This window comes from Streptomyces sp. AK02-01A, from assembly GCF_033795305.1.
GTDB lineage: Bacteria > Actinomycetota > Actinomycetes > Streptomycetales > Streptomycetaceae > Streptomyces.
On the sequence record NZ_JARBAE010000066.1, the window covers coordinates 13192 to 27979 of the forward strand.

At 69.1% G+C, this 14788-nt stretch carries 11 protein-coding genes and 1 pseudogene; 3 read left to right on the forward strand and 9 right to left on the reverse strand.

What is annotated here, in order from left to right; translation table 11 throughout:
• The first annotated feature begins 115 nt into the window (after nucleotides 1–115).
• Nucleotides 116–2005 (forward strand): ricin-type beta-trefoil lectin domain protein, encoded by a 1890-nt coding sequence (locus PV679_RS33810; protein ID WP_319684850.1) that lies wholly within the window; start codon nucleotides 116–118, stop codon nucleotides 2003–2005.
• Between the two features lie 67 nt (nucleotides 2006–2072).
• Here PV679_RS33810 and cimA read toward each other — a convergent pair whose 3' ends face one another.
• The 4 genes from cimA to PV679_RS33830 form a co-directional block, all read right to left on the reverse strand.
• A complete protein-coding gene (cimA, locus tag PV679_RS33815; protein WP_319684852.1) occupies nucleotides 2073–3689 on the reverse strand; it encodes a citramalate synthase in 1617 nt (538 codons plus the stop codon).
• Nucleotides 3690–4055: 366 nt separating this feature from the next.
• Nucleotides 4056–5150 (reverse strand): branched-chain amino acid aminotransferase, encoded by a 1095-nt coding sequence (locus PV679_RS33820; RefSeq protein ID WP_319684854.1) that lies wholly within the window; start codon nucleotides 5148–5150, stop codon nucleotides 4056–4058.
• 273 nt (nucleotides 5151–5423) lie between these two features.
• Nucleotides 5424–6473 carry a 3-isopropylmalate dehydrogenase gene (locus PV679_RS33825; protein WP_319684856.1) on the reverse strand — a complete coding sequence of 350 codons (1050 nt, stop codon included), beginning with the start codon at nucleotides 6471–6473 and terminating at the stop codon, nucleotides 5424–5426.
• Nucleotides 6474–6538: 65 nt separating this feature from the next.
• Nucleotides 6539–6667, reverse strand: a complete 129-nt coding sequence (locus tag PV679_RS33830) for a hypothetical protein (RefSeq protein ID WP_093602575.1) — start codon at nucleotides 6665–6667, stop codon at nucleotides 6539–6541.
• Between the two features lie 353 nt (nucleotides 6668–7020).
• Between PV679_RS33830 and PV679_RS33835 the strand changes: the two genes are divergently transcribed.
• On the forward strand, nucleotides 7021–7863 hold the full coding sequence (locus PV679_RS33835; protein ID WP_319684858.1) for a DUF1206 domain-containing protein: 843 nt from the start codon (nucleotides 7021–7023) through the stop codon (nucleotides 7861–7863).
• A gap of 111 nt (nucleotides 7864–7974) precedes the next feature.
• Here the strand turns inward: PV679_RS33835 and pruA are convergent, their stop codons facing one another.
• The gene (gene pruA / locus PV679_RS33840; protein ID WP_319684860.1) at nucleotides 7975–9606 is read right to left on the reverse strand and encodes an L-glutamate gamma-semialdehyde dehydrogenase; all 1632 of its coding nucleotides are present in this window, start codon (nucleotides 9604–9606) and stop codon (nucleotides 7975–7977) included.
• A 39-nt stretch (nucleotides 9607–9645) separates the two neighbouring features.
• A complete protein-coding gene (locus tag PV679_RS33845; RefSeq protein ID WP_319684862.1) occupies nucleotides 9646–10572 on the reverse strand; it encodes a proline dehydrogenase family protein in 927 nt (308 codons plus the stop codon).
• A gap of 179 nt (nucleotides 10573–10751) precedes the next feature.
• Between PV679_RS33845 and PV679_RS33850 the strand changes: the two genes are divergently transcribed.
• On the forward strand, nucleotides 10752–11972 hold the full coding sequence (locus PV679_RS33850) for a helix-turn-helix domain-containing protein (RefSeq protein WP_319684864.1): 1221 nt from the start codon (nucleotides 10752–10754) through the stop codon (nucleotides 11970–11972).
• Between the two features lie 87 nt (nucleotides 11973–12059).
• On the opposite strand, the gene PV679_RS33855 is transcribed toward PV679_RS33850, so the two are convergent.
• The 3 genes and pseudogenes from PV679_RS33855 to PV679_RS33865 form a co-directional block, all read right to left on the reverse strand.
• Entirely contained in the window at nucleotides 12060–12632 is a 573-nt protein-coding gene (locus tag PV679_RS33855; RefSeq protein WP_319684867.1) for a TetR/AcrR family transcriptional regulator, read from the reverse strand.
• Between the two features lie 185 nt (nucleotides 12633–12817).
• Nucleotides 12818–14410: a phosphoglycerate dehydrogenase gene (serA, locus tag PV679_RS33860; RefSeq protein WP_319684866.1), complete on the reverse strand. Its 1593-nt coding sequence runs from the start codon at nucleotides 14408–14410 to the stop codon at nucleotides 12818–12820.
• A gap of 260 nt (nucleotides 14411–14670) precedes the next feature.
• Nucleotides 14671–14788, reverse strand: a pseudogene (locus PV679_RS33865) (ketol-acid reductoisomerase); the annotation flags it as partial.

Consider the following 14788-nt stretch of genomic DNA (forward strand, 5'->3'; position numbering starts at 1 on the left):
GAATGCGCCACCTCTTGACGGAAGTTCGCCGGGGCAGTTCACTCACGCCGCAACGACCACGCACGACCGCGTCAGCGCACCACCCCCCACAACTGCCGAGAAGGGCAGCAGACTTATGTCGAGATCGACTGGCACCGCGCGGCGTCTGACGAGGGTTCTCCTCGCCGGCGCCCTTGCCACCGCGGGCCTCACCGGCCTTTCGGCCGGTACGGCCCAAGCCGCGGGCGAACAAGTGAACATCTGGCTCACCACGACGGACGACGCCGGCGGGCGCCATGTCACGCGCGGTCTCCAGCAGCAGACCCCGGTCAGCTTCCAGGCGGGCAACGGCGGCAGCGGTACGAACATCAGCGTCGACGAGGCCACCCGCTACCAGACATTCACCGGTGGCGGCGCGTCCTTCACGGACACCGCGGCCTGGCTGATGAAGGGCAGCGGCGCGCTCTCCCAGGCGACCCGTGACGACACGATGCGCAAGCTCTTCTCGCCGACGGAGGGCATCGGGCTCTCCTTCAACCGCAACCCGATGGGCGGCTCGGACCTCGCGCGCTTCGGCTACACCTACGACGACGTACCGGCGGGCCAGACCGACCCGAGCCTGTCCAGGTTCTCCATCGCTCATGATCTCCAGGACGTGCTGCCGCTGACCAAGCAGGCCAAGCAGCTCAATCCGGCCCTGACCACCGTCGCCTCACCGTGGACCGCGCCGGCCTGGATGAAGGACAACGGCCAGCTCAACGGCGGCTGGCTGAAGGCCGAGTACTACGGCGCCTACGCCGATTACTTCGTCAAGTACCTCCAGGCCTACCGCGACCAGGGCATACCGGTCGACTATGTGACCGCGCAGAACGAGCCGACCTGCTGCTCCAGCTATCCGTCGATGAGCTGGAACGGCTCGGGTCTGGCGTTCTTCACCAAGAGCAATCTGCTGCCGAAGCTCCAGAGCGCCGGCCTGCCGACCAAGGTCCTGGCCCACGACTGGAACTGGGACACCTACGACGCGTACGCGGCCGAGACGGTGAACGACGCCGCGGTCCGCAACCATCCGAACTTCGGCGGGATCGCCTGGCACGGCTACGGCGGCAACATCTCCAAGCAGACCGAGGTGCACAACCAGTATCCGCAGGTGGACGCCTTCCAGACCGAGCACTCGGGCGGCACCTGGATCGCCAACCAGCAGCGCGAGGACATGAACAACATCATCGACTACACCCGTAACTGGGCGAAGTCGGTGACCAAGTGGTCCCTCGCCGTGGACCAGAACCGCGGTCCGCACAATGGCGGCTGCGGCACCTGCGACGGTCTGATCACGGTCCACAACGGCGACAGCCGGCACGGCCAGGTCGACTACAACATCGAGTACTACACGATGGGCCACCTCACGAAGTTCGTGAAGCCGGGCGCGCAGCGGATCTCCTCCACCGCCAGTGGCACCGTCCCGAATGTCGCCTGGCGCAACCCGGACGGCTCCAAGGCGCTGATCGCCTACAACGACGGGACCGGGGCCCAGACCCTGCGGGTCAACTGGGGCGGGCAGAACTTCAGTTACTCGCTGCCCGGCAAGACCTCGGCGACCTTCACCTGGTCCGGCGCTCCCTCGGGCGGCGGCGGCACCGGCACCTCCGGCGCGTTCACCGGTCTGGGCGGCAAGTGCCTGGACGTGGCGTCCGGCTCCAGCGCCAATGGCACCGCGGTGCAGCTCTACGACTGCAACGGCTCGACGGCCCAGAACTGGACGGTCGGTACGGACTCCACGATCAAGGCGCTCGGCAAGTGCCTGGACGTGACGGCCGCGTCGACGGCGAACGGCGCCAAGGTCCAGCTCTACGACTGCAACGGCAGCGGCGCTCAGCAATGGACGTACAACGCCTCGACCGGGGACATCGTCAACACCGCGGCGAACAAGTGCCTGGATGTGACAGACAACACCTCGGCGAACGGCGCCCGCGCGCAGATCTGGACCTGCACCGGCGCCTCCAACCAGAAGTGGCGCCTGGGGAGTTGACACGGGTCTGAGAAATCCCGCCAAGCGCGGGCCCAGGCCGTCCATCGCCTGGGCCCGCGCCGGCGCTCTACTCGGCGGGCTCGACTCCGGCCCGCAGCAGTCCATAGGTGTACGCGTCCTCCAGCGCCTGCCAGGAGGCCGCGATCACATTCTCACCGACACCGACCGTGGCCCATTCGCCGTCGCCGTCCGCCGTGGTGATCAGCACGCGCGTGGTGGACTCCGAACCGTGCCTGCCTTCCAGGATGCGGACCTTGTAGTCCACCAGCTCCAGCTTGGCGAGCTGCGGATAGATCTGCTCCAGACCGACCCGCATGGCCCGGTCCAGCGCGTTGACCGGACCGTTGCCCTCCGCGGTGGCGACGATGCGCTCGCCCTTGGCCCACAGCTTCACGGTGGCCTCGTTGGCGTGCGTACCGTCGGGCCGGTCCTCGACGATCGCGCGCCAGGATTCGGTACGGAAGTAGCTGCGGGGCCGTCCTTCCGCCTCTTCGCGCAGCAGCAGTTCGAAGGAGGCGTCGGCCGCTTCGTACGTGTAGCCGCGCAGCTCGCGCTCCTTGACCCGGCCGACGACCCGGCCGACCAGATCGCGGTCGCCGCCGAGGTCGATACCGAGCTCCTTGCCCTTCAGCTCGATGGAGGCGCGGCCCGCCATGTCGGAGACGAGCATCCGCATGGTGTTGCCGACCAGCTCAGGAGCGATGTGCTGGTACAGATCGGGATCGATCTTGATCGCGGAGGCATGGAGTCCGGCCTTGTGCGCGAAGGCGGAGACTCCGACGTACGGCTGATGGGTGGAGGGCGCCAGATTGACGACCTCGGCGATGGCGTGCGAGATCCGGGTCATCTCGGCGAGCGCGCCGGCCGGCACCACACGCTTGTCGTACTTCAGCTCCAGAGCGGCGACGACCGGGAAGAGATTGGCGTTGCCGACCCGCTCGCCGTATCCGTTGGCGGTGCACTGGACATGAGTGGCGCCCGCGTCGACGGCGGCGAGGGTGTTGGCGACCGCGCAGCCGGTGTCGTCCTGCGCGTGGATGCCGAGCCGCGCTCCGGTGTCGGCCAGCACGGTGGCGACGACGGCCTGGACCTGAGCGGGCAGCATCCCGCCATTGGTGTCACAGAGGACGACCACATCCGCGCCGGACTCGGCGGCGGCGCGTACGACGGACTTGGCGTACTCGGGATTGGCGCGGTAGCCGTCGAAGAAGTGCTCGCAGTCGACAAAGACACGGCGGCCCTGTTCGCGCAGGTAGGAGACGGTGTCGCGGACCATCGCCACGTTCTCGTCGAGCGTGGTGCGCAGCGCCAGCTCCACATGGCGGTCATGGGACTTGGCGACCAGGGTGATCACCGGCGCGCCGGACTCGACCAGCGCCCGGACCTGCGGGTCCTCCGACGCCTTGGCACCCGGCCGCCGGGTCGAGCCGAAGGCGACGAGCTGGGCGTGCCGGAATTCCACCTCCTGGCGCACGCGGGCGAAGAACTCGGTGTCACGCGGATTGGCGCCGGGCCAGCCGCCCTCGATGAAGCCCACGCCGAAGTCGTCCAGGTATCGGGCGATGGCCAGCTTGTCGGCGACCGTCAGATTGATGCCTTCGCGCTGTGCGCCGTCGCGCAGCGTCGTGTCGAAGACATGGAAGCTGTCGTTGTTCACCGTGGGCCCCGTGGACTCAGTGGTCATGGTGCGTTGCTCCTGTCGAGTGGATGGTCTGGCTCCACTTGCCTCCGTCTTCGCGCGGCTCGTCTCCCGCCGGGGTAGGGCCGGAAAACGAAAAAACCCCTCGCGGGTGCGAGAGGTCTGCGCGCGGGTCTGAGGCACGATGGCCGCGCCGTACGTGGTGGTACGAGGCGGTCACTGCGGACCGGCGCGCTTGCTGCCGATAATGATGGCGAACGAGAGCACGAGCCGATTTTCGCATGTCTCGCGGCCGCGTGAGAGGTTGTCTCACCATGCGGTCGGGCCAGTGAGACAACGTGAGACGACCGTGGTGGCCGGGCCCGCGCTCCGGGACGCCCCGGAGCGCGGGCCTGAACCGGCCGTCGGGCCTCAGCCCAGTCGGTGCATCCAGCCATGCGCGTCGGCCGCGGCGCCTGTCTGGAGGTCCAGCAGGGCCTTGCGCACCTTCATGGTGACCTCGCCGGGCCGGCCGTCGGCCACCGTCCAGCCGCCGCGGGCCGAGTGGACCGTGCCGACGGGCGTGATGACGGCGGCCGTGCCGCAGGCGAAGACCTCGGTGATGGTGCCGTCCTCGTTGCCGCGCCGCCAGTCCTCGACCGAGATCCGGCCCTCGGTGGCCTCGTATCCCAGGTCCGCGGCGATCCGCAGGACCGAGTCACGGGTCACACCGGGCAGCAGTGTGCCGGTCAGTTCGGGCGTCATCAGCTTGTCGCCGTAGACGAAGAAGAGGTTGTTGGTGCCCATCTCCTCGATCCAGCGGCGCTCGGTGGCGTCCAGCCAGACGACCTGGTCGCAGCCGTGCTTCGTGGCCTCGGCCTGGGCGATGAGAGAGGCCGCGTAGTTGCCGCCCGCCTTCGCCTCGCCGGTGCCGCCGGGCGCGGCGCGGACGTACTCCTCGGACAGCCACACGGAGACCGGCTTCACACCGCCCGCGAAGTACGCGCCGGCGGGCGACGCGATGACCATGAAGAGGAACTCGTTGGCCGGCCGGACACCGACGCCGACCTCGGTCGCGAACATAAAGGGCCGGATGTAGAGGGATTCCTCACCCGTGCCGGGCACCCAGGCGCTGTCCTGCTTGATGAGCGCGTCCACGGCTTCCAGGAACATCTCGACGGGCAGCTCCGGCATCGCCATCCGCCGGGCCGAACGCTGGAACCGGCGGGCGTTCTCCTCCGGGCGGAAGGTGGCGATGCCGCCGTCGGCCTGCCGGTACGCCTTGAGTCCCTCGAAGATGGTCTGCGCGTAGTGCAGCGTCATGTTCGCCGGGTCGATCGACAGCGGCGCGTAGGGCACCAGTTCGGCGTCGTGCCAGCCGCGTCCCTCGGTCCACTTGATCATCACCATGTTGTCGGTGAAGTGGCGGCCGAATCCGGGGTTGGCCAGGATGCGCTCGCGGTCCGCGTCGGACAGCGGGTTCGAGGAGGGCTTGAGCTCCATCGTGGTCGTCGTGGGCGTGGTCATGAATACTCTCGTCCTTCGCGGGTTGTATGTGACGGGCCGCGCTCACGCCGCTACGGAGACTAGGTCCTGTCCGGACGCCGCGGGCCGTGACGTCCGGACAGGACCTAGGACGTCCGAGCATTCCCGCATGCCGTAGCCCAGGCTGATTATCGCTCGGGCAGGACAGTGGAGGAAACGGGGTGAATGCGGCCCAGGCCTGATGGTGGCACCCGGTGGCCGCACAGGAAAGCCGCCGGGCTCCGAAGGCCCGGCGGCTGTGAGGAAGTCGACGGGTCAGCTCGCTACGCGTACGGCGAGCGCGTCACCGATCTGGTCGGTCGTACGGGCGGAGTCCGCCGTGCCGTCCCGCCCGGCGAGATCGGCCGCGACGGCCTCCTCGATCCGGACCGCCTCGGCGTCGAAACCGAGGTGGCGCAGGAGCAGAGCGACGGAGAGGACCGTGGCCGTCGGGTCGGCCTTGCCCTGCCCCGCGATGTCCGGCGCCGATCCGTGGACCGGCTCGAACATGGACGGGAACACACGGTCCGGATTGATGTTCGCGGACGCGGCCAGGCCGATTCCGCCGCTCACGGCGGCGGCGAGGTCGGTGAGGATGTCACCGAAGAGGTTGTCGGTGACGATCACGTCGAAGCGCTCGGGCTGGGTGACAAAGAAGATCGTCGCGGCGTCGACATGCAGATAGTCGGTGGTGACGTCCGGGTATTCCCGGCCGACCCGGTCGAAGATGTTCTTCCACATGTGGCCCGCGTAGACGAGGACGTTGTTCTTGTGGACCAGCGTCAGCTTCTTGCGGGGACGGGCCTGGGCCCGCTCGTACGCGTCCCGGACGACCCGCTCCACACCGTACGCCGTATTGAGACTCACTTCGGTGGCCACCTCGGCGGGCGTGCCCGTGCGCAGCGAACCTCCGTTGCCCGTGTACGGGCCCTCCGTGCCCTCGCGGACGACGACGAAGTCGATGTCCGGCCGGCCGGCCAGCGGAGTGGCCGTATTGGGGAAGAGCTTCGACGGGCGCAGGTTCACATAGTGGTCGAAGGCGAAGCGCAGCTTGAGCAGCAGCCCGCGCTCCAGCACGCCGGACGGCACGGACGGATCGCCGATCGCGCCGAGCAGGATCGCGTCATGACCCTTGAGGGCCGCGAGCTCGGCGTCCGGAAGGGTCTCTCCGGTGCGGTGCCAGCGGCTCGCGCCGAGGTCGTACTCCTTGGTCTCCAGCTTCACATCCTGCGGGAGCACGGAACTCAGGACCTTCAGGCCCTGGGCGACGACCTCCTTACCGATGCCGTCACCGGGGATCACTGCGAGATTGATGCTGCGAGACATGTCGGCACCCTACCCCGCGTCCCAACCCATGACACGACTGGTCCACTCCTTGGACAGGCGTGGCCTCAGTGGCCGGTCGAGCCGCCGTTGTCCCTGCGGTCGAGAGCGCGCTGCAGAGCGGCGGCGGCGTTCTTGCGGTCGGACTCGCTCGTACGAGGAGTGTGACGGACGCGGCGGACAGTGGTCTCGGCCATGGTGATCGACTCCTTGAGGCAGCTAGTCACGCGGCAGAGCCGCATGCGGCATCGACGAGGCGCCGGAAGGGGCGGGGGGCCGTGCGCCGCAGGGGTTGCCTGCCTGAGGGCGCCTGCCCGCGACCGCCGTTCGCTGGATGGAGCGAGACGTTCGGCTCTTCCAAGCTAAGCGAGGGACGCCGCTCTGTCTCCACGATTACTCGGACTTCCTACTATCTGAGACGGCGACCGGTCCGGCCGGCGTGAACGCCGCCCGCGCGGGCACGGCCCGGACCGTCCGTACCGGCGCCCCGGCCGGAAGGAGGGCCGTTTCCGCGCGGCGGGCGGGGGCACCTGAGCCGCGGAGGCCAACTATGAACGCACAGACGATGTCACTCCGTGGTCGAGGCAAGGCGCGACAAGCGGCGAACAGTCCGGCCATGGCCGCGGCGGCCCGCTGGGGCTTCGCCGCGCGTGGGGTGATCTACCTGCTCATCGGGGTGCTCGCGCTGCGGATCGCGTTCGGCGGAGGCGGCGGGGAGCAGGCCGACCGCGGTGGCGCGCTCGCGGAGATCGCCGCGAAACCAATGGGGTCCGTCCTGCTCTGGGCGCTGGGCGTCGGGCTGGTCGGCATGGCGCTGTGGCGGCTCTCCGAGGCGCTGTTCGGCGCGGCGGGACCCGACGGCCACAAGACCGGCAAGCGGCTGCTGTCGGCGGGCCGTTTCGTCTTCTACGGTTTCGTGGCCTACTCCGTCCTGGCGTTCGCCGCCGGTGACAAGAGCAGTGGCAGCGGCTCCAGCGACCAGCGGTCCCAGGACATCACGGCGAAGGCGCTGGGCCTGCCGGGCGGGCAGTGGATCGTGGGAATCGCCGGTGTGGGCATCGCGATCGCCGGTGTCTGGGTCGGCTCCCGCGCGGTGCTGCGGAAATACCACAAGCATCTGAAGCTCGCGGAGATGTCCCGCGGCGCCCGGCGGTTCACCGATGTGACGGGCGTCGGCGGCGGCGCGGCGCGCGGCATCCTCTTCACGGCGGTGGGTGTGTTCGTGGTCCAGGCCGCGGTCGAGTACGAGCCGGACAAGGCCAAGGGTTTCGACGACACACTGCGCTCCTTCACCGACACTCCGGCGGGACCGTGGCTGCTGGCGGCCGTCGCGCTGGGCCTGGCGCTGTTCGGGATCTTCTCCTTCGCGATGGCGCGCTGGCGCAAGGTCTGACCACGGTGCGTGTGCCGCCGCCCGGGGCGCCGGGCGGCGGCACACGAACCGCCCCCGTACCGGCGTGGGGGCCGGCCCGGGGGCGGAGTATCGGGATCGGGCGCGGAGCCGTCAGCCCATGTGCGGGTAGCGGTAGTCCGTCGGCGGGACCAGCGTCTCCTTGATGGAGCGCGTCAGGGTCCAGCGCATCAGGTTCTGCGGCGCGCCCGCCTTGTCGTTGGTGCCGGACGCGCGACCGCCGCCGAAGGGCTGCTGGCCGACGACTGCACCGGTCGACTTGTCGTTGATGTAGAAGTTGCCGGCCGCGTAGCGCAGCTTCTCCATCGCGTCGGCCGCCGCGGCGCGGTCATTGGCGATGACCGAGCCGGTCAGCGCGTACGCCGAGACGGACTCCATCTGGGCCAGCACCGTCTCGTAGTCGGCGTCGTCGTAGACGTGCACCGCGAGGATCGGGCCGAAGTACTCGGTCGTGAAAACCTCGTTCTCGGGGTCGGTGCAGACGATGACGGTCGGCCGGACGAAGTAGCCGACCGCGTCGTCGTAGGTGCCGCCCGCGACGATGGTGCAGGTCGGATCGGCGGCGGCACGGTCGATGGCGGCCTTGTTCTTGGCGAAGGCACGCTCGTCGATGACGGCACCGATGAAGTTCGTCAGATCGGTGACATCGCCCATGGCGATACCGTCGGTCTCGGCGGCGAACTCCTCGGCGAAGCCGTCGTTCCAGATCGACGCGGGGATGTACGCACGCGAGGACGCGGAGCACTTCTGGCCCTGGTACTCGAAGGAGCCCCGGGTCAGCGCCGTCTTCAGGATCGCGCGGTCGGCGCTCGGGTGGGCGAAGACGAAGTCCTTGCCGCCCGTCTCACCGACGATCCGCGGATAGGAGCGGTACTTCTCGATGTTGTTGCCGACCGTCTTCCACAGGTGCTGGAAGGTCTTGGTCGAACCGGTGAAGTGGATTCCGGCCAGGTCGCGGTGGTTCAGCGCGACCTCGGAGACGGCGATGCCGTCGCCCGTCAGCAGATTGATGACGCCCTTGGGCAGGCCCGCCTCCTCCAGCACCTTCATCAGCAGCACGGCGGCGAGGGTCTGCGTCGGAGACGGCTTCCAGATCACCACATTGCCCATGAGCGCGGGCGCGGTCGGCAGATTGCCGGCGATGGCCGTGAAGTTGAACGGCGTGATCGCGTAGACGAAGCCTTCGAGCGGACGGTGGTCAAGACGGTTCCACACGCCCGGCGAATTGGCCGGCGGCTGCTCGGCGAGCAGGTCACGGGCGTAGGAGACATTGAAGCGCCAGAAATCGACCAGCTCGCACGGGGTGTCGATCTCGGCCTGCTGGACGGTCTTCGACTGACCGAGCATGGTCGCGGCGGCCAGCGTCTCGCGCCAGGGGCCCGCCAGCAGCTCGGCCGCGCGCAGGATGATCGCGGCGCGGTCGTCGAAGGCCATCGCGCGCCAGGCGGGAGCCGCGGCCAGAGCGGCGTCGATCGCGTCCTGCGCGTCCTGCCGCGTGGCGCCGGCGAACGTACCGAGGACGGCCTTGTGGTTGTGGGGCTGTACGACGTCGACGCGCTCGCCGCCGCCCATCCGCTTCTCACCGCCGATGGTCATCGGCAGGTCGGCCGGGTTCTCGGCCAGCTCCTTGAGCCTGGCTTCGAGACGGGCCCGCTCGGGTGAACCGGGGGCGTAGCCGTGCACCGGCTCGTTGACCGGCGTGGGGACCTTGGTCACAGCATCCATGAGTGCCGAATCTCCTTAAGCAGTAGGTCAGTTGGGGGTTCAGCCGCGGCTGACCAGCGAACGCAGGAAGAACGCGAGGTTGGCGGGGCGCTCGGCGAGGCGGCGCATGAAGTATCCGTACCAGTCGGTGCCGTACGCGATGTAGACCCGCATCCGGTGTCCCTCGGCGGCCAGCCGGTGGTGCTCGGCCTCGCGGATGCCGTACAGCATCTGGAACTCGTACTCGTCGAGCTTGCGGCCCGCGCGGTGCGCGAGGTCCTGGGCGATCGCGATGATGCGGGGATCGTGGGATCCGACCATCGGATAGCCGGAGCCGGCCATCAGGATCGTCAGACAGCGGATGTACGCCCTGTCGACCTCGGCCTTGTCCTGGTACGCGACGGAGGCGGGCTCCTTGTAGGCGCCCTTGACCAGCCGCACCCGCGAGCCGGCGGCGGCGAGCGCGCGGCAGTCCTCCTCGGTGCGGAAGAGGTACGACTGGACGACCGCGCCGGTCTGAGGGAAGCGCTCCCGGAGCTCGGCATGGATGGCGAGCGTCGAGTCGATGGTGGTGTGGTCCTCCATGTCGAGAGTGACCGTGGTGCCGATCTCCGCGGCGGCCTCGACGACGGCGGTGACGTTCTTCAGCGCGAGGTCGTGCCCGCCGGGCAGCGCCTGGCCGAAGGAGGACAGCTTCACCGACATCTCCGCGCGGGCACCGAGCTCCATCGGCGCGAGCGCCTCGATGAGCCGCAGATAAGCGTCCCTGGCGAGCATGGCCTCGGCCGGATCGGTGATGTCCTCGCCGAGGACGTCGAGCGTGACCTCCAGGCCGCGGTCGGTGGTGGACCGGATGACAGGAGCCGTCTCCTCGACCGATTCACCGGCGATGAAACGGTTCACCACGGGCTTGGTGACCGGGGCGGCCGAGACGACACGGCGCATTCTGTCGCTGCGCGACGCGGCAAGGATCACGGGACCCAGCACAGGGCACCTCCATGGAGAGATCGAGCAGGGCCGGACGGAACAGAAATGATCAGTTCGGTACGGCACGGAGAACCACTGTGAAACCTAGGGATCGCTTCGATCCTCTGCCATCGACACCTGTCACGCATCCGTGGCGGAGATCTCAGACATCTGTCTGATTGCGGTGCGAGAATGTCCGAATGAAGGCCGATTACCAGGAGCTGGTCGACGAGATCTCGGTGCTGCTCGGGGTCCCGGCGACGCTGGAGAACCGGGACTTCGGGCTGATCGCCTTCGGTGCGCACGACAGCGAGGACGACGCGGTGATGGACCCGGTCAGGACGCGTTCGATCCTGACCCGGAAGTCCACTCCGGCGGTCCGGGCCTGGTTCGAGGGCTTCGGCATCGCGCGCGCGTCCGGGCCCGTCCGTATCCCGGCGGCTCCGGACGCGGGAGTCTTCCGCGGCCGGATCTGCCTGCCCGTACGCCATCGGGGCATGGTGCTCGGCTATGTCTGGCTGCTCGACGACTCCGACCCGGGCCCGAGCACCGCACGGCTGGACGCGGCCATGGAGGTGACCTCGCGGATCGGTGACCTGCTCGCCGAGGAGGTCAAGGCGGGTACGGATCTGGCGCGGGAGCTGCGGTCCGTGCTCATGGCGGAGCCCGGCTGGCAGCGCGACATGGCGGTGGCCGCGCTGCGCACGGCGCTCGGGCCGAGCGCGGACGGTCTGCATGTGGTGCTGTGCGTGGCGCCGTGGCGGGACGAGGAGCCGGGGATCCGGGCGGTGCCGGGTACGGCGGCGCTGTGCACGCTTCCTTACGCGACGGGACGTGCGGCGGCGGGACCGTCCGGGACGGCCGGCGCCTCGGAGACCAATGCCCCGGACGGGCGGACCGGACGGCCGGATCCGGACGACGGCGACGCGCTGGCCCTGCTGGTACGACTCCGCTCGGCGGACGCGCTCGCACCGGCGCTCGGCGCCGTGGCCCGGCTGCGCGAGAGCGCGGGCCGGAAGGCCGCCGCGGGGGCCGGCACGCCGCGCCGGGGCCTGGCCGGAGTGCCGGCGGCCTGGCACGAGGCGGTCTCGGCGGCCCGCGCCTCGGTGGCCCAGCCCCGCTTCGGCCCGGTCGCGCAGTGGCCCGCGATCGGTCCGTACCGCATGCTGACGGCGCTCTCCACCGAGCCCGATCTCACGGTCCGTCCGCTGCTCGGCCCCGCTCACAGCGAACTGGCCCACACCGCCGAGGTGTTCCTCGACTGCGCGGGCCAGGCGGGCCGCACGGCCTCGGTCCTCGGCATCCACCGCCAGACGCTCTACTACCGCCTGTCCCGCATAGAGCAGCTCACGGGCCTGGACCTCGCCGACGGCGAGGACCGCCTGCTGCTCCATATGGCCCTGAAGGCGGCCAGGCTCTGAGCGCGGGTGCGGGATCCGCTGACGCGGCGCTCGGCGTTCGCGTGGATCCGGCGATCCGACCGCGCGCTGTCCGCGGCCTCATGGCCGTCAGTCGTCGCCGGCCATGATCGCTCGCAGACCGTCCGTCAGATCCTGGGCGCCGGGAGCCGTTTCCGGGTCGATCAGCCACTGCGCCATCACGCCGGTCAGCATCGCCTGGCAGACGGTCCCGACCAACCGGGCCTTCTCCGGGTCCTTTTCCGGATCGATGGCCCGGAAACTCTTCGCGAGACCGTGACGGGCCGCCAACTGAGGCCCTGCCAGCGCCTTTTGCAGCTCCGGCTCCCGCTCCAGACGGGAGACGATCTCGAACTGGAGCTTCCAGAGCGCCTTGCTCTGCTCGAAGGCGCCGATGACCTCCTCCCAGACCGCCGCGAGGCGCTCCAGCGGATCGTCGGACGGTTCGGCCGCGGAGCGCCGTGGGCCGACCGAGTCGCTCCACTCCTCCGCCACGGCCACAAAAGCCTTGTTGAGCAGGGCCTCCTTGGAGCCGTAGTGGTAGCCGATGGAGGCCAGATTCGTACCGGAAGCGGCCACGATGTCCCGTGCGGTGGTCCGGGCATAGCCCTTCTCCAGCAGGCAGCGCTTGGCACCTTCGAGCAGATCCTCACGATGTCCCATGCCGGGAGCGTACTGCTCTGCCATACGAGCGTTCTAGACCGCTGTACAAGACAAACGTTTATACGGCCGTACCAGAAAGGCGATGTCGTGGCGCTCTCACCTGTACCGCTCGCGGCGGCGCCGGAAACACCGAAGGACCCGGCGGATACCGGGCCCTTCAGAGAGATACGGACGAATCGGCGTGCTCAGTCGGTCAGATTCACCGTACGGGCCGAGGCCGCGCCGATCTCCTCGGAGATCTCGGCGAGCACCGCCGGAGGTACGTTGTCGTCGACGGTGAGGACGACCAGCGCCTCGCCGCCCTCCTCCGCCCGCGAGACCTGCATCCCCGCGATGTTCAGCCCGGCCTCACCGAGGATCCGGCCGACCGTGCCGACAACACCGGGACGGTCGTCGTACCGCAGGACGACCATGTGATCGGCCAGCGCCAGATCGATGTCGTAGTCGCCGATCGCGACGATCTTCTGCAGGTGCTTGGGACCGGCCAGTGTGCCGGAGACCGCGACCTCCTCGCCGCCGGAGAGCGTGCCGCGCACCGTGACGACATTGCGGTGGTTGGGAGACTCGCTCGATGTGGTGAGCCGGACCTCGACACCACGCTCCTGGGCGAACAGCGGAGCGTTCACATACGACACCGTCTCGGCGACGACATCCTCGAACACGCCCTTGAGCGCGGACAGTTCGAGCACCTTCACATCGTGCTGAGTGATCTCGCCGTACACCTCGACATCGAGACGGACCGCCACCTCGCCCGCGAGCGCGGTGAAGATCCGGCCGAGCTTCTCGGCGAGCGGCAGACCCGGACGGACGTCCTCGGCGATGACACCGCCCTGGACATTGACCGCGTCCGGCACCAGCTCACCGGCGAGCGCGAGACGTACGGACCTGGCGACCGCGATGCCCGCCTTCTCCTGCGCCTCGTCGGTGGACGCGCCGAGGTGCGGGGTGCAGACGACCTGGTCGAACTGGAACAGCGGGGAGTCCGTGCAGGGCTCCTTCGTGTACACGTCCAGACCGGCGCCGGCGACGCGGCCCTCCTTGAGTGCGGAGGCGAGCGCCTCCTCGTCGACGATCCCGCCGCGCGCGGCGTTGACGATCCGGACGGTCGGCTTGACCTTGTGGAGCGCCTCGTCGCCGATCAGGCCGAGTGTCTCCGGGGTCTTGGGCAGGTGCACGGTGATGAAGTCCGACACCTCCAGCAGCTCGTCGAGCGTGAGGAGCTTGACGCCCATCTGCGCGGCGCGGGCCGGCTGTACATACGGGTCGTACGCCACGATCTTCATGCCGAAGGCGGACATGCGCTGAGCGACCAGCACACCGATCCGGCCGAGACCGACCACGCCCAGCGTCTTCTCGCTCAGCTCCACGCCGGTGTACTTGGAGCGCTTCCACTCGCCGTTCTTGAGGGCGGTGTTGGCCTGCGGGATATTGCGCGCGGTGGCGACCAGCAGACCGCAGGCCAGCTCGGCGGCGGTGACGATGTTCGAGGTCGGCGCGTTGACGACCATCACGCCGGCCTTGGTGGCGGCGGAGACGTCGACATTGTCGAGGCCGACCCCGGCGCGGGCCACGACCCGCAGTTTGTTCGCGGCGGCCACGGCCTCGGCGTCGACCTTGGTCGCGGAGCGGACGAGAATCGCGTCCACATCGGCGATGGCCGGCAGCAGCTCCGCGCGGTCGGCGCCGTTGCAGTGCCGGATCTCGAAATCCGGACCGAGCGCGTCGACAGTGGCGGGCGAAAGCTCTTCAGCGATGAGTACGACAGGTTTCGAGCTCACGTGAGTCCTCACAAGTCCCATTGCGGACGGCCGTCCCGACGGCCGCAGGCGGTGGAGGGGTGCTAGCTAGCCGCGTGGAGACGCACGACGCTGTGGGCCTGACGCGTATGTGTTGTGCAGTGTAGTGCTGTCACCGGGCGACTTTCCCGCGCTCGCGGCAAGATCACCCGTACGTGCGGCCCGGCGCCGGCGTCCCGTGCGTGTGGGCCCCGGCCCTTGTCGGCCGGAGGCCGGGACCGGGGCCCACACGCCCACCGGTGTTACGCGTCGTCGTTGTCGACCCAGCTCATGAGCTTGCGCAGCTCACGGCCCGTGGTCTCCAGCAGGTGCTCGCTGTCGGCCTTCTTGTACTCGTTGTACTTCTTCAGACCGCCGTGG